Annotated in this window: 18 protein-coding genes and 1 pseudogene; 10 read left to right on the top strand and 9 right to left on the bottom strand. The window is 71.7% G+C overall.

The features are described 5' to 3' along the window. The 3 genes and pseudogenes from I0C86_RS00890 to I0C86_RS00880 form a co-directional block, all read right to left on the bottom strand. Positions 1-375, bottom strand: a pseudogene (locus I0C86_RS00890) (DUF4153 domain-containing protein); the annotation flags it as partial. A 109-nt stretch (positions 376-484) separates the two neighbouring features. Then, entirely contained in the window at positions 485-871 is a 387-nt protein-coding gene (locus I0C86_RS00885) for a VOC family protein (RefSeq protein WP_196199222.1), read from the bottom strand. A gap of 5 nt (positions 872-876) precedes the next feature. Further along, the gene (locus tag I0C86_RS00880; protein ID WP_196199221.1) at positions 877-1239 is read right to left on the bottom strand and encodes a DUF1801 domain-containing protein; all 363 of its coding nucleotides are present in this window, start codon (positions 1237-1239) and stop codon (positions 877-879) included. A 182-nt stretch (positions 1240-1421) separates the two neighbouring features. Here I0C86_RS00880 and I0C86_RS00875 point away from each other — a divergent pair, with 182 nt between their 5' ends. Both I0C86_RS00875 and I0C86_RS00870 read left to right on the top strand, forming a co-directional pair. Next, on the top strand, positions 1422-2387 hold the full coding sequence (locus I0C86_RS00875; RefSeq protein WP_196199220.1) for a LysR family transcriptional regulator: 966 nt from the start codon (positions 1422-1424) through the stop codon (positions 2385-2387). A 66-nt stretch (positions 2388-2453) separates the two neighbouring features. Beyond that, complete coding sequence (locus tag I0C86_RS00870) at positions 2454-3083, top strand: DUF6000 family protein (protein WP_196199219.1); 630 nt, start codon at positions 2454-2456, stop codon at positions 3081-3083. Between the two features lie 67 nt (positions 3084-3150). Here the strand turns inward: I0C86_RS00870 and I0C86_RS00865 are convergent, their stop codons facing one another. Next, complete coding sequence (locus tag I0C86_RS00865) at positions 3151-4578, bottom strand: YibE/F family protein (RefSeq protein ID WP_230393314.1); 1428 nt, start codon at positions 4576-4578, stop codon at positions 3151-3153. A gap of 172 nt (positions 4579-4750) precedes the next feature. Further along, entirely contained in the window at positions 4751-5581 is an 831-nt protein-coding gene (locus I0C86_RS00860) for a class II fructose-bisphosphate aldolase (protein WP_196199218.1), read from the bottom strand. A 97-nt stretch (positions 5582-5678) separates the two neighbouring features. Between I0C86_RS00860 and I0C86_RS00855 the strand changes: the two genes are divergently transcribed. The 4 genes from I0C86_RS00855 (at position 5679) to I0C86_RS00840 (ending at position 9975) form a co-directional block, all read left to right on the top strand. Beyond that, a complete protein-coding gene (locus I0C86_RS00855) occupies positions 5679-7061 on the top strand; it encodes an FGGY-family carbohydrate kinase (RefSeq protein WP_196199217.1) in 1383 nt (460 codons plus the stop codon). Next, positions 7051-7872, top strand: coding sequence for a DeoR/GlpR family DNA-binding transcription regulator (locus I0C86_RS00850; protein ID WP_196199216.1), 822 nt, complete (start codon positions 7051-7053; stop codon positions 7870-7872). Before I0C86_RS00855 ends, I0C86_RS00850 begins: the two co-directional genes overlap by 11 nt. Beyond that, on the top strand, positions 7869-8825 hold the full coding sequence (gene pfkB / locus I0C86_RS00845) for a 1-phosphofructokinase (RefSeq protein ID WP_196199215.1): 957 nt from the start codon (positions 7869-7871) through the stop codon (positions 8823-8825). The genes I0C86_RS00850 and pfkB overlap by 4 nt, the downstream gene beginning before the upstream one ends. Positions 8826-8994: 169 nt before the next feature. Further along, complete coding sequence (locus I0C86_RS00840) at positions 8995-9975, top strand: DUF72 domain-containing protein (protein ID WP_196199214.1); 981 nt, start codon at positions 8995-8997, stop codon at positions 9973-9975. Here the strand turns inward: I0C86_RS00840 and I0C86_RS00835 are convergent. Beyond that, complete coding sequence (locus I0C86_RS00835) at positions 9897-10838, bottom strand: threonine/serine dehydratase (RefSeq protein ID WP_196199213.1); 942 nt, start codon at positions 10836-10838, stop codon at positions 9897-9899. The two genes, I0C86_RS00840 and I0C86_RS00835, sit on opposite strands and share 79 nt — an antisense overlap. Positions 10839-11001: 163 nt before the next feature. On the opposite strand from I0C86_RS00835, the gene I0C86_RS00830 reads away from it, so the two are divergent. From I0C86_RS00830 to I0C86_RS00815, 4 genes are all read left to right on the top strand, one after another. After that, a complete protein-coding gene (locus I0C86_RS00830; protein WP_323373396.1) occupies positions 11002-11670 on the top strand; it encodes an MBL fold metallo-hydrolase in 669 nt (222 codons plus the stop codon). Positions 11671-12044: 374 nt separating this feature from the next. Then, positions 12045-12620, top strand: a complete 576-nt coding sequence (locus I0C86_RS00825; protein ID WP_196199212.1) for a DUF5994 family protein — start codon at positions 12045-12047, stop codon at positions 12618-12620. Between the two features lie 79 nt (positions 12621-12699). After that, positions 12700-13092 (top strand): hypothetical protein, encoded by a 393-nt coding sequence (locus tag I0C86_RS00820; RefSeq protein ID WP_196199211.1) that lies wholly within the window; start codon positions 12700-12702, stop codon positions 13090-13092. Positions 13093-13133: 41 nt separating this feature from the next. Beyond that, positions 13134-15617, top strand: coding sequence for a DUF4132 domain-containing protein (locus I0C86_RS00815; protein WP_230393313.1), 2484 nt, complete (start codon positions 13134-13136; stop codon positions 15615-15617). A gap of 69 nt (positions 15618-15686) precedes the next feature. On the opposite strand, the gene I0C86_RS00810 is transcribed toward I0C86_RS00815, so the two are convergent. The 3 genes from I0C86_RS00810 to I0C86_RS00800 all read right to left on the bottom strand — a co-directional run bounded on the left by I0C86_RS00810 (position 15687) and on the right by I0C86_RS00800 (position 17552). Continuing rightward, the gene (locus I0C86_RS00810; RefSeq protein ID WP_196199210.1) at positions 15687-15860 is read right to left on the bottom strand and encodes a hypothetical protein; all 174 of its coding nucleotides are present in this window, start codon (positions 15858-15860) and stop codon (positions 15687-15689) included. 366 nt (positions 15861-16226) lie between these two features. Then, entirely contained in the window at positions 16227-16838 is a 612-nt protein-coding gene (locus tag I0C86_RS00805) for a hypothetical protein (protein WP_196199209.1), read from the bottom strand. Positions 16839-16895: 57 nt separating this feature from the next. Continuing rightward, positions 16896-17552, bottom strand: coding sequence for a response regulator transcription factor (locus I0C86_RS00800; protein WP_196199208.1), 657 nt, complete (start codon positions 17550-17552; stop codon positions 16896-16898). Positions 17553-17613: the final 61 nt, after the last annotated feature.

Genomic DNA, 17613 nt, shown 5'->3' with positions numbered 1-17613 from the left:
GGGAACGGAGACCGGGGACGCCTGGTTGGCCGTACCCGGCTCCTGCGTGGTCGCGGCGGCCGTCGGGACGGGTGCCCGGGTGTCCGGCACCGGTGCCGGGGCGGGTGCGGCGTCCGCCGTCACCTGCTCCGCCGGAGCGGCGGCCGGCACCAGCGGAATGAAAAGCGCGTACCCACGGGTGCCGGGCGGGATCGCGACCGGAATCGCCCAGCCGGGCTGGCCTTCCGGGCCTGGCCACACCATGGTGGGTGGTAGCGGCCCGTCACCGGGCGACATGACGAGCAGGCGTGGCGTCGCGTCGCCGGTCGCCTCGCCGCCCGTCAGGTCGGACGCGGCAGCCGCCGGAAGGCCCGGCGCAGGTGGCGGCTCAGACACAGCGTCCTCCTCGGTCAATGGTCCCGACACTGTACGGCCCATCCACCGCCGGTTGCTGCCCCGGGCCGGCGATCAGACGCGCGTGTCATGGCTGCGGCGGCCGATCGACCTACCGTTCGAGATCCTGCGGGTACCAGCGCAGTTCGACGGTGTTGCCGTCCGGGTCGCGGACGTAGATCGAGGTCGCCGTGCCCCGCGCACCGAACCGCTCCACCGGCCCTTCGCACACGTCGAAGACGCCCGACTCGATCACCTCCGCCCAGTCCAGCGGTTCGACGACCAGGCAGATGTGGTCGACGTTCGACTCGCCCCGTGGGCGGCGGACCAGGTCGATGATGGTCTCCGGAGTGACCCGTACCGACGGGAACGGGACCTTCCCCGCCCGCCACTGGGCGACGCGTACCGGCTCCAGGCCGAGTGGGCCACAGTAGAACTCGAGCGCGCGCTCGACGTCCTCGACGTTGAGTACCAGGTGATCGAAGGCCTTGACCCGCATCCGCGTTACCTCGTTTCCAGGTCGTGGGCCTGGCGCAGCCAGTCGGCGAACAGGGTCGGGTCGATCTCGTCGACAGCGTTCAACCGCACCGACGCCATCTGCCGGGCACCCGCTGCGAGTCGCCCGGACGGGTCGACGATCTCCTGCCCGCGCCACAACCCGAACGTCACGTACGAGGAGTACGCCTTCACCAGGCACACCGGGTTCCTTCCCGGCTTCTCGCCGAGGCTCCAGGTCGGGTGGCCGTGCCACATCGCGGCGGTGGCCTCGGGCAGGGACTCGTCGACGACGCTTCGGAGCTTCTCGCCGATCTCCCGCAGCGGGTGGTCGAGACCGGCCAGATGGTCGGTGACGCTCGTGGTGCTCATGAACTCCCCTTGTCGTACTGATCGTGGGCGCCGGTCCGGGTGGGTGATGCCGCAGGTCGGTGCGGCGTATCCCGTGGTCGGCCGGCCCCGGTGACGCTCTCCACGATCCTTTGCCCGACGACGGTCAACAAGCCATGATCGAGCTACGATCGTTGAGCCAGATTCAACGATGGGAAGGGTGCATGCTGGAGCGGCACGAGATCGAGACCTTCCTGACGCTCGCCGAGGAACTGCACTTCGGTCGTACCGCCGAGCGGCTGCGGGTCACGACCGGGCGGATCAGTCATGTGCTCAAGAAGCTGGAACGCCGGATCGGTGCGCCGCTGTTCGAGCGCACCAGCCGGGTGGTCGGGCTCACCCCGATCGGGCGCCAACTGGCCGCCGACCTGACGCCACTGGTCGCCGGGATCGACGAGGCGGTACGGCGGGCCGTCGACGCCGGGCGCGGTGTCAGCGGGCAACTGCGGGTGGCGTTCCTGGGCGAGTGGACCGCACCGACGCTGCTCAAAGCCGTCAACCTGTTCAACGACCGGCACCCGGACTGCGAGGTCCAGGTGCACGAGGCGCACCTGTCCAACACCCGGTCGAGCCTGCTGGACGGCTCGATCGACGTCCTCTTCGCCTCGCGCCCGTTCGACGGCATGGCCTGCGGCCCGACCCTGCTGACCGAGGACCGCGTGCTGGCGGTGGCCGCCGCGCACCCGCTGGCCCGGGAGGAGTCGGTCTCCCTCGAGGTCCTCGCCGACCACCCCGTCGTGCAGTACCCGGCGGTCACCTCCGCGGCGTTCAAGCGGGATCGGACGCCGGACCACACCCCGTCGGGCCGGCCGGTGCCGAAGGGCCCGATCGGGAACACGTTCTCCGAGATGCTCTCCCTCGTCGCGCTGGGCAGGGGCGTCCTTCCGGTGGGCGAGTACAGCCTGCGGTACTACCCCCGCCCGGACGTCGCGTACGTGCCGATCCGCGACGCGCCGCCGATCGAACGGGGACTCGTCTGGTTGGAGACCAACACCACCACCCGGGTACGCGAGTTCGTCCGGGCCGCGACCGACGCCAACGCCCAAACCGACGCCAACGCCCAAACCGAAGCCAACGCCCAAACCGACGCCAACGCCCAAACCGAAGCGGTACGAGCCGGCGAGTCGTAGCCGGGAACGGAGCACGCCGACCGGCACCGGTGGCGGGTGGTCCCGGCCGCCCGACATGATGTCCTGGTGGATTCGCTGTCGCCGGAACCCGATCTGGAAGCCGTGACCCTTCGATACGTTCTCGGGCAGCCCGAGCATGTCGGCGGCAGTCGTCGCTACCTGGAACTGCTGCACGGTAACTTCACCGCGTTGCCCGAGGAGCAGCGTGGCCCCTTTCTGCGGGCGATGCGCGACGACGCGCGGCAGATCAGCGACGTCGAGCTGGAGTTCATGCTCCAGCCCGGTGAGATGATCGACTGGCGGGACCGGCTCACCGCCGCCTGGCTGATCGGCTTCGATCGCCGTACCCGGTTCCGGGCCGTGCTGGCCGAACTTCTGCTCGGAAGCGAACTCGTCTACGCCGGCCAGGGCTACTGTTTCGCGTTGACCCGGTTCGGGCAGCCGGAAGACGCCACGATCCTCGCCGCGTACCTGGACCGCTACCTGCCGCGGACCGATCGCCACTACAACCAGCCGGATGCGATGGGCGGGCTGCTGCACCTCGACTACCTGCTGGGCACGGCTCAGGCGGCCCGGTTCCTGGGCCCGGACGGGCCATGGAGCCGGTCCGCGTTCGGTGGGCGGGATCCCATGTCCCGGGCGGACCGGATGGCGGTGCTGTGCGACATCGCAGAGTGGATCATGACGACGGAGTGACGGTCCTCCCGACCCGGCACCGCCAACCGCGACACGCCTGGGTACGACACGCGGCAGGGACAGCGGGTCACGGCCGGCGGTTGGGATGCTGGTCGACGAACGCCATCCAGGGATCCGTCTCCGGCGGCTCGCCCTCACGCTGCTCGACCACAGCCGGATCGACCACAGCCGGATCGACCACAGCCGGATCGGTCACAGCCGGGGTGTTCACAGCCGGGGTGTCCACAGCGGGCGGATCCACAGCGGGAGGGTCCACAGCCGGGGTGTTCACGGCGGGAGTCCGGTGGGGTTCCGCCGGCCCCGTCGGGGCTGGGTGCTGCCGGGTGGCGAGCACCGCCGCCAGCGCGGTGGTGATCGGAACGGCGGCGATCAGGCCGATGGTGCCGACCGCGCTGCGAACGAGTTCCTGGGCGATGAGTTGGCTGGTGAGCAGTTCGCTGATCGGTGTGGTTCCGGCGGCGAAGAGCAGCATCAGCGGCAGGGAGGCTCCGGCGTACGCCAGCACGATGGTGTTGATGACCGAGGCGATGTGGGCCCGGCCGATCCGGGTGGCGGCGCCGTAGAGCTGACGGAATCCGTACCCGGGGTTCGCCTGGGCCAGCTCGCTGACGGTTGCGGACTGGGTGACGGTGACGTCGTCGAGCACTCCGAGGGAGCCGATGACGATGCCGGCCAGCAGCAGGCCCTGCATGTTGACCTCGCCCTGGGTGATGGCGAGGTAGTTGGAGGTCTCGTCGGCGATCCCGGACAGGTGGGTGGCGGCCGTGGCGACGGCGGACAGGGCGGCGGTGATGGTGAGGCTGACCAGCGTGCCGGCCACCGCGACGGTGGTGGTCATGCTGAACCCGTGCGTCAGGTACAGCACGGTGAGCATGATCGCCGCGGCGCCGACGATGGCGACCAGCAGCGGCGAGCGCCCGTCGAGGATCGCCGGGACGATGAACATCAGCAGCACCGCGAAGGTGACACCGAGCCCGGCCAGCGCGGTCAGGCCACGCCAGCGGCCGAAGGCGACGACCGCGAGCGCGAACGCCGCGCCGAGCAGCCACAACTGTCGGGACCGCTGGTGATCCATGATCGAGTACGGTCGCTCGGGGCTGCCCTCCAGGTACAGCAGCACCACCTCGTCGCCGGCGGCCACGGTGACGGCACCCGGTCCGGACGGGACATCGGTGGTGATCCGCTGGCCGGCGCCCACGCCCTTGGTCAGTTGGACCGTGACCGTGCCGCACTCGGTCGGCGCACCGGGTGGAAGTTCGTCGCCCTCGGGCAGTTCGGGGCAGGGGACGGAGTCGACCGTGACGACCCGTCCGAACGCCTGGGTCGGGCCGTCGACCGGCTCCGGACCGGGCGAATCCCGTGGCCACAGCAGCGCCATCGACACGATGGTGAGGATCGCCGCCGGGATCAGCAGGGCCAGCGTCAGCCGCCGCGCCGCCGGGCTCGACGGCCGACCGGAGCGCGGCGGGTGGCTGTGGAGGTGGGCGTGACTCATCGGTGCGTCTGACGGCCTTCCTCGTGCGGACGGGCCGGCGGATGCCGACCGGACTGCGCCAACCGGCAGCATGTCACGCCGAGGCCCGGTGGCGGCATCTCCGGGGCGCAGGGCACGGCCGAGCCGGGTATCCCGTCGCCGCCAGGTCCCGTTCGGTCCGCCGGCGGCCGGGTCAGGAGATGGTCGTGACGAGGTGGGCGACGGTCCGGGCGACGGCCTCGCGCGCCGGGGCCAGATACCTGCGCGGGTCGACGACCGGTCCGGCGTCGAGTTGGGCGCGGACCGCGTCGGTGAACGCCACGTTCAGGATCGTCCCGACGTTGACTTTGACGATTCCGGCCCGTACGGCCCGGGTCAGGTCGCCGTCGGGGACGCCGGACGAGCCGTGCAGCACCAGGGGTACGGCCAGCGCCTCCCGGAGCCGGCCGATCAGGTCGAAGTCGAGTGCGGCGGTACGGTCGGTCATCGCGTGTGAGCTGCCCACCGCGACCGCCAGTGCGTCGACCCCGGTGGCGGCGACGAACTCGACGGCCTCGGCCGGGTCGGTGCGTACCCCGGGGGCGTGTGCGCCGTCCTTGCCGCCGACCTCGCCCAGTTCCGCCTCCAGCCACAGCCCGTGCTCGTGGGCCCAGCCCGCCGCCTCGGCGGTGGCGGCGACGTTGCCGGCGTAGTCGCGCGTTGACGCGTCGAACATCGCCGAGCTGATCCCGGTGCCCAGGACCGCGTGCAGCAGGTCGCGGCTCTCGACGTGATCGAGGTGTACGGCTACCGGAACCGCCGCGAGTTCCGCCACCGCGATGGTCGCGGCCGCGATCGGGGCGAGCCTGCCGTGATGGAAACGCACGGCGTTCTCGCTGATCTGAAGGATCACCGCCCGGCCGGCGTGCTCGGCTCCGGCGACGATCGCCTCCGCGTGTTCCAGGGTGATCACGTTGAAGGCCGCGACCCCGGTGCCGTTCGCCTGAGCCTGGCCGACCAGTTGACCGGTGGCGGTGAGGGGCATCCGGGGAACTCCGTTCGGTCTTGACAGTTTCCCACCAAAAAGCAACGATCCACATCGTTACACAAGTTGGCGACACCGCAGCACGAGGAGGTCGCGGATGGGCGATCAGCTGCTGGTGGGCCTCGACGTCGGTACGACGGCGAGCAAGGCCGTCGTCTTCACCGCCTCGGCCGAACCGGTCGCCGAGGCCTCGGTCGGCACGCCCTGGACGCCCACCGCGACCGGCGCGGAACTCGACCCGGACGCCCTGCTGGCCGCCGCCCTCGACGCGCTGGCCAGGGCGCTCGCCGAGGCCCCGCCCGGCCGGGTCGCGGCGGTGGGTGTGGCGAGCATGGGCGAGTCCGGGGTACTGCTCGATCCCGCCGGCCGCCCACTCGGCCCGATGATCGCCTGGCACGACACCCGCGACGGAAGCGAACTGGCCGACCTGCACGCCCGGATCGGACCGGACACCTTCGCCCGGACCACCGGCCTGCCGCTGCGGCACCAGTGGGCGCTCACCAAGCATCGTTGGCTGCGCGGCCATCATCCGGAGAGTCGGCGTGCCGTGCGGCGGCTCAACGTCGCCGAGTGGGTCGTCCGGGGACTTGGCGGCCAGGAAGCCTGCGAACAGTCACTCGCCTCCCGTACCGGCTGGCTGCGGCTCGACGGCCGGGACTGGTGGCCGGAGGCGCTGGAGTGGTCGGGCGCGAGCGCGTCGCTGATGCCCGATCTGGTGACGGCCGGCACGCCGCTGGGCACCGTCTCCGATCGGGCCGGCCTGTCCCGGCTGACCGGCGCGACGCTCACCGTCTGCGGCCACGACCACCAGGTCGCCGCCGTCGGCGCCGGTGCGCTGCGTCCGGGCGACGAACTGGATTCCTGCGGTACGGCCGAGGCGCTGGTCCGCTCGGTCGCACCGGGCCTGCCGCCGGACACCATCGCCGGGCTCGTCGCCGCCGGAGTCACCGTCGGCTGGCACGCCCTGGCCGGACGCTGGTGCCTGCTCGGTGCCACCACCGGAGGACTGGTCCTGCAACGGGTGCTCGCCCAGCTCGGCCTCGACCGGGCCGACCTGCCGGAACTCGACGCGCTCGCGAGTCGGGTGGATCCGTCCCGGCTGTCCGGACGGATCGAGGACGAGGGCCGGTCGATCAGTGTGGTTCCGCGGCCGAGGCCCGGTGGTCCGGACGGGAGCGCCGAGCCGGCCGAGATCTGGCGGCTGGCGCTGGAGTCGGTGACCGAGGACATCGGCGTGATCCACGACGCGATGACCTCGTACAGCGGCGCCCACAACGACCTGGTGGCGGTCGGTGGCTGGGCGCGTAGCACGGCCCTGATGGAGGTCAAGACCCGCCGGCTCGGACCGGTACGGCGATCCCCGGTCGCCGAGGCCGGTGCCCGGGGTGCCGCGTTGCTGGCCGGGCTGGCCGCCGGGGTCTACGCCACGGCCGACGAGTTTCCCGACGCCGCCGGAACCGGACGACACGATGGCGGATGACCCGCCGGGCGTCCGGGACCACCATCCTCCGGCCGGTACGAACAGCCGACCGCCGTACGGCCACGAGCGCAGACAGCACATCCTCCAGGCGATACGCGGCAGGGGACGGGTCGATGCCGCCGAGGTGGCCGGCACGCTCGGGGTCACCGGTGAGACGGTCCGCAAGGACCTGATCCGGTTGGAGCGGCAGGGTCTGCTGCGTCGGGTGCGCGGCGGCGCGGTTCCGGTGGAGAGCCTCTCCTACGAGCCGGCGGTGGCGGTCCGCACCGGGTTCCCGGCCGAGAAGGAGCGGATCGCCCGCGCGGCCCTGGCCCACCTGCCGGCCCACGGTTCGGTCCTGATCGACGCCGGATCGACCACCGCCCTGCTCGCGGCGATGTTCCCCGGGCATTCGGAGCTGACCGTCTACACCAACGCGTTGCCGATCGCCCTGGCCCTGGTCAGCCGGCCCCGGCTGACCGTCGTCACGCTGGGGGGCCGACTCCGGGGTCCGACCCTGGCCCAGGTCGACGACTGGGCGATCCGTGGACTCGCCGACATCAACGTCGACGTGGCGTTCCTCGGCACCAACGGCATCTGCCTGGAGCGCGGCCTGACCACGCCGGACCCCGCCGAAGCGGCAGTGAAGCGGCACATGATCTCGTCGGCGAAGCGGCGGATCCTCCTCGCGGACCACAGCAAGGTCGGACTGGTCCGGGGCAACCGGCACGGCGATCCGAGCGACATCGACCTGTTCGTCACCGACACCGGGCTACCCGACGCGCGGCGCCGGGAGCTGGCCGGCGCCGGTATCGAGGTGGAGTACGTGTGATCGTCACGCTGACCCTCAACCCCAGCGTCGACCGGACGGTGGTCGTCGACGCCCTGCCCCGGGGGGCGGTGATCCGGAGCCGTCGTGCCTGGAGCGAGCCGAGCGGCAAGGGCGTGAACGTCGCGCTGGCGCTGCACCGGCACGGGCTGCCGGCCACCGCGGTGCTTCCGGTCGGTGGCGCCGTCGGCGCCCAGTTGTCCGACATGCTCGGCCGGATGGAGCTACCGGTCCGGGTGGTCACCATCCGGGATGAGATCCGCAGCAACATCAGCCTGGTCGAGCCGGACGGCACCGTCACCAAGGTCAACGAACCCGGGCCCGAACTCGGCGCCGACGAGACCGAGGCGCTGGTCCGGACGGTCCTGGACAACCTCGCCGGCGCAGCCTGGCTGGCCTGTTGCGGCAGCCTGCCGGTCGGCGTACCCGTCGAGGTGTACGCCCGGCTGGCGCGGGCGGCCCGGGACCGGGGCGTCCGGGTCGCGGTCGACACCTCCGGCGAACCGCTACGGGCGAGCCTCGCCGGCCGCCCGGACCTGGTCGCACCGAACGCGGACGAACTCGCCGACCTGGTCGGACGACCACTGCGGACACTCGGCGAGGTCGTCGACGCCGCGCGGGAGGTCCGGGCCCTCGGTGCCGACGCGGTACTGGCCAGCCTGGGTGCCGACGGAGCCCTGCTGGTCGACGCCGAGGTGGCGCTGTACGCCGAGGCGCCCGCCGCGCGGGTGGTCAGCGCGGTGGGGGCCGGCGACGCCGCCCTGGCCGGATTTCTGCACGGTGGCGGCAGGGGAGCGCCGGCACTTCGTACCGCGGTCGCCTGGGGGACGGCGGCGGTACAGCACGGGGGCACGCTCTTCCCGGCCGCCGCCGAACCGGACCAGACCGCGCTGCTGCTCCGGGACGACTTCGACCCGACCCGGCCGCTGCGGGACCCGGCCGCCGCGGGACGCTGACGTCGTACCCGGTGGTCGTCCGGAGTGATTGGGTCCGGCCATCCGGGATCCCGGCCCGAGCCCGCGCCGTCCGTTCCGCTGGTTCCGATCGTTCCGCTGGTTCCGTCCGTTCCGCTGGTTCCGCCCCTGGAGGTTTCGACCTATGTGGTGGGTGGGGACAAAATATGGCATGGGCGAGATAAAGGTGGGCACGTCCTCGTGGGCGGACCGGTCGCTGATCGCTTCGGGCTGGTATCCCCGGGCCGTCAACACTCCGGCCGGTCGGCTGGCGTACTACGCCGAGCGGTTCGGGCTGGTCGAAGTGGACACCACCTACTACGCGATGCCGGCGGTGGAGACGACGGCGGCGTGGGTCGACCGTACGCCACCCGACTTCACGTTCAACGTCAAGGCGTTCAGCCTGTTCACCAGCCATCCGACCCCGCTGTCGGCGCTGCCGAGGGACCTCCGGCCCGCCGGCCGGGACGACGGCCGGGTACGCCGTGGCGACCTGCCCCCCGAGACCTACGAGGGGTTGTGGGAGAGGTTCCGGGAGGTCGTCGAGCCGATCGCCGCCGCCGGCAAACTGGGTGTGCTGCTGTTCCAGTTTCCGCCGTGGATGGGCTACGGCGAGACGGCGAAGCGGCGGATCCTCGACATCGCCGAGCGCTGCCGGCCCTGGCGGGTCGCGATCGAGGTGCGGAACGGTTCGTGGTTCGAGGGCGACAACGCCACGGACACGTTCGGATTCCTCGCCCGGCACGACATCTCGATCGTCAGCGTCGACATGCCCCAGGGGTACGCCTCGTCGATCCCACCGGTCCTGCTGGCCACCGCCGAGCCGGCGGTGATGCGGTTCCACGGCCACAGTGTCGCCTGGGAGAGCGGAGACAAGCAGGAGAAGTTCCGCTACGCGTACCGGGAGGACGAGCTGGCGCAGTGGGCGGAACGGCTCCGCGACTTCGCCCGGGAGACCAAGGAACTGCACGTCCTGCTGAACAACTGCTGCGACGGCCAGGCGCAGCGCGACGCCGCCCGGCTGGCCGGCCTGCTCGGTCCGGACCTGGGCTGGTCCGCCCGGGGAACCGGGGATCAGTCGATCAGGTCGGCGGGGTCGGTGTTGGCGCCGCAGAGCAGGACGGCGAGGCGTTCGCCGGTGGCGGGCCGGTAGGCGCCGGAGGTGAGTGCGGCGACGGCGGAGGCGGTGCCGTGCTCGACGGCCACCCGGTAGCGGTCCCAGAGCAGCCGCCGCGCGTCGATGACCTGTTCGTCGGTGACCAGCAGGCTCCGCACACCGGTCCGGACCGCCACGTCGTAGGCGATGGTTCCGACCCGACGGGCGCCGAGCGAGTCGGCGGCGATCCCGGACACCTCGACGTCGACCGGACGGCCGGCGGCCAGGGCGGCGTGCAGGGCCGGGACGGTCTCCGGCTCGACGCCGACGACCCGGACGACCCCGTCGAGGGCGGCGGCCACCCCCGCCATCAGCCCACCTCCGCCGACGGCGAGCAGTACGGTGTCCAACTCGTCGACCTGGTCGAGCAGCTCCAGGGCCAGGGTGCCCTGACCGGCGCAGATCTCGGGCTGGTCGTACGCGTGGCAGAACAGCGCCCCGGTCTCGGCCGCCCGTTTGGTAGCCGCCTCGTACGCCTCGGCGTACTCGTTGCCGTGCCGGAGCACGGTGGCGCCGAGCTGACGCAGTTTGGCGATCTTGACTGCGGGGGTGGTGGTCGGCACGTACACCTCGGCCGGCACCCGGAGGGTCTTCGCGGCGTACGCGACCGCGACGGCGGCGTTACCGCCCGATGCCGCGATCACTCCCTCGGCCGGTAGCTCGCCGGCCTCGATCGCGGCGAGAATCCGGTTGAACGCGCCCCGCGCCTTGAACGAGCCCGAGTGTTGCAGGAACTCCAGCTTCAGCCAGAGCCCGCCGGCCGGTGCGGCGAGGCCCGGTTCGACCTGGGCGACCGGGGTCGACCGGATGTGCCCGGCTATCCGGGTCGCCGCGTTCTCGACGTCGGTACGGGTGATCAACTTGCTCCGCCCCCTCCTCCTGCCACGCCGTACGTTAGCCCCGGTGCCACCACCCACTCGGGTAATGTGAGCCAGCCCACCGGGTCCGTTCCGGGCCCCGAGCCGGAGGTCGCCTGCCATCGACACCCCTGGTCCGCGGCGGCTCGCCGGACGGGTCTGGATCGTGCCCGGCGATCCGGACCCGGAGAACATTCGCGGCAGTGTCGCCGTCGTCGCCGACGATTCCGGCAGCGTGGTCGTCGACGCCGGACAGAGCCCGGCACATGCCCGGGAGATCCAGTCCGCGATCCGGGCCGCCGGTCTGCCCCCGGCGAGGTGGCTGGTCTACACCCACCACCACTGGGACCACGTCTGGGGCGCCTGCGCCTGGCCCGACGTGGAGATCGTCGGTCACGTCAGCGGTCAGGAGATTCTCCGGCGGGAGGCCGCCCGACCGTGGAGTCACCGTTACCTGCGCGACGAGGTGCGGGCGAATCCGCGACTGGGACCGAGCTTCCGGGCCCGCGCGCTGGCCATGCAGGGCTGGGACGACTTCACGATCCTGCCGCCGGGGCGTACCTTCACCGACGAGTTGACGCTGCCGACCGGCGTACGCCTGCGGCACGTCGGCGGTGCCCACGCGCCGGACTCGACGGTCGCGCTCGTGCCGGACTCGAAGGTCGCGTTGCTGGGCGACTGTTTCTATCCGCCCCCGGCGCACCTGCGTGCCCCCGACGACGGCCCGGACCTGGCGATGGTGCGTGACCTGCTCAGCGACGACTACGAGTGGTACGTCGACAGCCACGGCGAGCCGACGACTCTGGAGCAGGCTCGGCGGCTGGTGTCGACCTGACGGTGCGGGCCGTTGGCTGGTCGCCGACGTCGATAAGGGCCGGCCAGGTGTACGCTCGGGATGTCGCTTGGGACCCCGGTGGCTGGCAGTCCGCCACTTGCGGACATCTCCCCACCTGACGAGGTCGCGATGACCGAGCGGATCCGGCGATCGGGCACCAGGTCGTCCATCTCGGCGGGTATGCATCGCACGGGCACGGCTCTCGGCTGTTGCCCCGCCGCCTGCCAGGTCACGTCACGCCACCGTGACCACCTCGGCTGGCCACACAGCACCGTCTGATCGAACCTCAGGCCGGCGAACGGATACCTCCGGTTCCGTACCGGAAGGCCGCTGTGACGCCGGCATCCGCTCCCTCGAACACCAGGATGGTTGACATGGTCACCGCCACTCGACGCAGCACCGTCGTTCCTCCGAACGCACCATCCGTTCCGCGATTGCGGCTCGCTTCCGTCCGGAACAGCGGGGCGGTCCTGGACGGCGGGTGGTGGCCACGTTCATGGGATCCGGAAGCCGAGCTGCCGGGGCTCGTGCTGGCCCTGTCCGAGCGCTATGGACGGATCCGGAACGTCATAGCCAACAGTGGCGCCTGGGACGATCAGTTCCGACGGATCGCGGTCGGCTCGGACGTGGTTCGGGTGGGTTGGTTCACCTCGCTGGACGCCGCCATGGTGATCGCCACCACGGAGCGCGGCGACCAGATCGATCTGCTCGTCGTGCCGCCCGCGACCACGGCGGCGGTGGCGGAGAAAGCGATGCGCACCGCGGCCGACCCGGCCAACGTCGTGCGGGCCCGGGACATTGTCGTCGCGGCTCCGGCTCCGGCATCAGCTCCGGCTCCGGCATCAGCGGTACCGACACCGCTGACGGCGCCGGCGTCGGCGTCGGGCGGACCCGGCCGGTACTCGGACGCCGGCCGGGACGAGGGGGCCGTTCTGAAGAAGGCCTCTTAGAAGGCTGGTGGAGGAAGGCGCCCACGTCGAACTGCTGCCGCCAACCCGTTGTCGGAGTGCCGCCCTAGACTGCGGCGCCATGGCGATGGTGAGTTTCGTGGACGAGACGACGGCGGGTGAGCGCAGCGCCGCGTGGCACCTGGAGATCTTCGAGGAGCGCCTGCCACTTCGGGAGGTGATCCGGCGGCGCGTCTTCCAGGAGGTCGCGGAGCACAACGCGAAGGGCGGTGACGTCTTCCGTGGTCTGGTGCAGCCGACCGACACCGAGCGGACACTAAATGGTTTCAAGCTCAGGCGGCCCCGCCGGGTGGAGCCGGCCGAGCAGGCCAGCCGGGCCCTGGAAGCCTTCTCCCGCAACGGCTTCATCGTGCTCGTCGACGACCGGCAGGTCGAGGAGTTGGACACGGTGGTGGAGCTGGGCCGCGGCACGCAGATCACCTTTCTCAAGCTCGTACCGCTGGTGGGTGGCTGATGTCGACGCCGACGCCGACGCCGACGCCGATGCCGATATCGATGTCGACCGACGAGCTCGCCGAGCGGATGGCGGAGCTGGCCCGACGCGGTGACGTCGAGGGCCTCGCCGACGAGGTCGTGGCGTACACCGGGGCCGGCAACGACCACGGGCGCGGAGGACGCGGCAAGATGACCAACGCGCTCGGGCTCGTCGCCGCCGGGCGGGGGCCCGACCTGCTGATGGCGGTGCTGGAGCGCTGTTGCCTGGTCACCGACAACGAGCAGCGTCAGGCCGTCAACGAGCTGTTGGAGACCCTGGTCAAGCCGTACAGCACGGCCGAGTCACCGGACTCGGCCGAGGTCGCGCTCGCCTTCGCCGCCCGGCACACCGCGTACTTCGGCGGCGCCGAGCAGCGGCACATGGCCGAGCTTCTGCTCGACGCCGGCCGGCCGGTCCCCCTGGAGGTCGTCGCCATGATGCGCCGCACCGTCGTGCACGGATACTGGGGCTCGGTCGGGGCGCTCGAGCCGCTCCTGAAGAGACTCGACGCGCCGGCGCTGAACCCGGGCGAGGCGTGGGCCGACCGCGCCCTGACCGACGTCGGGTCGCTCGATCCGGACGAGGCCGCCCGGTGGCACGCGCTCTTCCGGCACGCGGCGACCGCGACGAGCGCCAAGCCGTCGCGGAAGTGGGAGACGGCCGGTCGCGGGCTGCTCGACGGGCTGACCGAGCCGGGTGACCGGCTGCGGAACTGGCTCACGCTGGTCGGCCGGCCCCGCACGGTCCGGCTCAACCGCACCCAGTGGGAGCAGGACATCAACGAGTCCTTCGACCAGTACAACGCGACGACCCTGCGCGGGCTCGTCTGGTTGGCGTCGTTCCTCCCCGAGCATCCGGAGACGCCACGGGTGCTCGGCGCGCTCGTCGAGACGGCCCTGCGCAAGGTCGCCGGGATCGGCCCGCGCAGTCCCAAGATCGCCAATGCCGGGGTGTACGCGTTGTCCCGCCTCCCGTCCGAGGACGCGCTCGCCCAGATCGCCCGGCTCGCCGCGCGGGTCACCTTCAAGGGCACGCTCAAGGAGCTGAACGCGGCCCTCGACGCGCGGGCGGCGGCGCTGGGCCTGTCCCGGGACGAGGTCGAGGAACTCGCCGTCCCCGCGTACGGGCTGACCGAGGTCGGCCGGCGCGTCGAGCAGTTCGGCGGTGCCTCGGCGACCCTGGACGCCACCTCCGGAACGGTCACGGTCACCTGGCGCAACGGCGCCGGAAAGGTCGTCAAGTCGGTACCCGCCTCGGTCCGGTCGGAGTACCCGGAGCAGCTCGCCGAGTTCAAGGCCGCCGTCAAGGACGTCGAGAAGATGCTCTCGGCCCAGTCGGACCGCCTCGACCGTCAGTTCCTCGGCCAGCGGGTCTGGCAGTTCGAGGCGTGGCGCAGCCGCTACCTCGACCATCCCCTGGTCGGTACGCTGGCCCGCCGGCTGATCTGGCTGGTCGACGACGTGCCCTGCGGGTACGGGGACGGCGCCCTGCGTACCCACGAGGACAAGGAGATCGCGGCCGGCGAGAGCGTACGGCTGTGGCACCCGATCGGCCGCGAGGTGGACGAGGTGCTCGCGTGGCGCGGGTGGCTGGAGGCCCGGCGGATCACTCAGCCGTTCAAACAGGCGCACCGCGAGGTCTACCTGCTGACCGCGGCCGAGGAGAACACCCGGCTCTACTCCAACCGGTACGCCGCGCACATCCTGCGCCAGCACCAGTTCCACGCTCTGGCCGCGGCCCGGGGCTGGCGTAACAGGCTGCGGCTGATGGTCGACGACGCGTACGAGCCGGCCACCCGCGAGCTGCCGCAGTGGGGGCTGCGGGCGGAGTTCTGGATCGAGGGGATCGGCGACGACTGGGGGGCCGACACCACCGAGTCGGGGGCGTACCTGCGGCTCGCCACCGACCAGGTCCGGTTCTATCCGATCAACGCGCCCGAGCACTACGCGCACGCCACCGGCGGCGGCTACGAGCAGTGGGTGCACCAGGACGCACAGCCGACCGAGCCGGTGCCGCTGGCCGAGGTCCCGCCGCTGGTGCTCAGCGAGGTACTCCGCGACGTGGACCTGTTCGTCGGCGTCGGCAGCGTCGGCAACGATCCCACGTGGCAGGACGGCGGTCCCGACGGACGGTTCCGCGAGTACTGGGCCTCCTACAGCTTCGGCGAGCTGAGCGGCACCGCGCAGACCCGCCGGGAGATGCTCGAACGCCTCGTCCCCCGACTGGCCATCGCGGAGCGGGCAAAGGTCGACGGCCGGTTCCTCGTGGTCCGGGGTGACCTGCGCACCTACAAGATCCATCTCGGTTCGGGCAACATCCTGATGAGCCCGAACGACCAGTACCTCTGCATCGTCCCGAAGCAGTCGGCCGGGTCCTCGACCGGGGACGTCTTCCTGCCGTTCGAGGGCGACCGGGTGCTCGCGGTCATTCTCAGCAAGGCGCTGATGCTCTCCAGGGACACCCAGATCACCGACCCCACGATCACGCAGCAACTGCGGCGCTGACCGACAACGTGCCGGCCCGGGGTGGTGGATCGCCGTGCCGGCGACCGTCGCCCCGGCGGAGCGCTCGCTCTACTGGGCCGGCTGATCGGCCAGGTCGGCGGGGTCGAGGCCGAGGGTCGCGAGCAGGCCCGCGTTGCGGACGGTGTCGACCCGGTCCGGCAGTTCCTTCTCGACCCAGTCGGCCCGGGCGTGCTGGCCCCGGCCGTGCAGCCACTCTACGATCTTAAGTTTGTCGATCTCCATTGCTGTTCTCTCCTCGCGCATGGCCTCGGTGGGACTGCCGTCAGTCGTGCCCGGACCGCGCCCGGACGGCTGCCGGTCGCAGCCAACGGCCCGCCATGGATCCCGATCGTCGGGTGGCGATCTTCGAAGTCCCGTCGCGCCGAGCGGACGCGGCAGCGAGGGCTGCCTCAACAGTACGCTGTGCCGGGCGCCGACCGGCGGTCGTGTCCGCTCGGAGGTGGCTGGCGCGGCGGTCCGGCGGCGAGGATCGAGGTCACCTCCCCACTGCTTCCGCCGCCGTGATCCGGTGACGGGCCCGGGACGACCACCAGGCGTGGTCGTCCCGGGCCTGCCGAGCGCGCGCACCGGCCTCTCCCGGGCGGAGCTTCACCCCCGGCTGTCGCCCGTCGGCGGGCTGCTCGGCCCTACCGGGACCGGTTCCCGGTCGGACGCTGCCGCCTTGACTTCGCCGCGCCGTGAGCGCAGCCCGAGGTAGAGGAAGGGCAGCAGCAGGAGCAGGTCGGCCAAGTGCGCGATGGACGCCTCACGGGTGATCCGGCTCAGCGGAAACGCGATCGCGCCAAGGCAGAGCAGTACGGCGACCGGCAGCGGTGCCGCGCGCAGCCTGGCCAGCATCAGCCCCAGCCCGAACAACACGAGCGGGAAGAGCGGCCCGCCGATCCAGTAGAGCGTATAGGCGGCGAACGGATAGGCGTTCAGCAGTTCGACGGCCGTGGCGTGTGAGGCGTCGAAGAGCCCTTCGTGGATGCTCTGTACGCCGAATGCCACGCCGCCGACGGTCGCGAAGACCGTCACCGGCATCGCCACCGCCACGTAGCGGGGCGCGACGTTCCGGAGCCGGTCGTACAGGCCGATCAGGCCGACGAGCCAGCACGCGCAGGAGAGCGCGACGAGCGTACCGGCGGTGACTCCCTGCCGGTCGGGCTCCCAGAAGAAGCCGGCGATCAGGTTCAGTACCGGACCCAAGATAAGAAACATGGACCGAACGCTATGTACGGTCGAGGGTCGGCGGATCCGCCCCGGATGGGCGGCCGCCTACCGCGGTCGTCGTATCCCGGCCAGCCCGCCACGGTAGGCGAACACCACCAACTGGGCCCGGTCCCGCGCGCCGAGCTTCGTCATCGCCCGGTTGGTGTGGGTCTTCGCGGTGGCCGTGCTCATGCCCAGCCGCGCGCCGACCTCCGCGTTCGAGAGTCCGTCCGCGACCAGGGTCACCACCTCGCGTTCCCGCGCGGTGAGCGCGTGCAGGCCCGGTACCTCCGGGCCGCTGGCGTAGGCCGCGATGAGCCGGCGGGTCACCTCCGGGGCGAGTAGCGCATCACCGGCCGCCACCACCCGGACCGCCCGGCGCAACTCGTCCGGCTCCAGGTTCTTCAGCAGAAAGCCGCTCGCGCCGGCGTGCAGGGCCGCGTACACGTACTCGTCCAACTCGAACGTGGTCAGCACGACGACCCGGACTCCGGGCAGCCGGTCGTCGGCGAGGATTCGCCGGGTCGCGGTCAGCCCGTCGGTGCCGGGCATCCGGATGTCCATCAGTACGACGTCCGGCCGGTGCGCCCGGGTCAACGCGATCGCCTCGTCCCCGTCGGTCGCCTCGGCGACGACCTCGATGTCCGGTGACCGCTCCAGGAGCACCCGGAAACCGGCCCGGACCAGTGTCTGGTCGTCTGCCACCAGCACCCGGACGCTCATCCCGGCAACCATCCTCGGACCTGGAAGCCTCCGCCGTCGGCCGGACCCGCCCGCAGCCAGC

This window comes from Plantactinospora alkalitolerans (assembly GCF_015690345.1).
Taxonomy (GTDB): Bacteria; Actinomycetota; Actinomycetes; order Mycobacteriales; family Micromonosporaceae; genus Plantactinospora; species Plantactinospora alkalitolerans.
The sequence above is the reverse complement of the archived record's forward strand: the minus strand, read 5'-3'. Positions and strand labels throughout refer to the sequence as shown.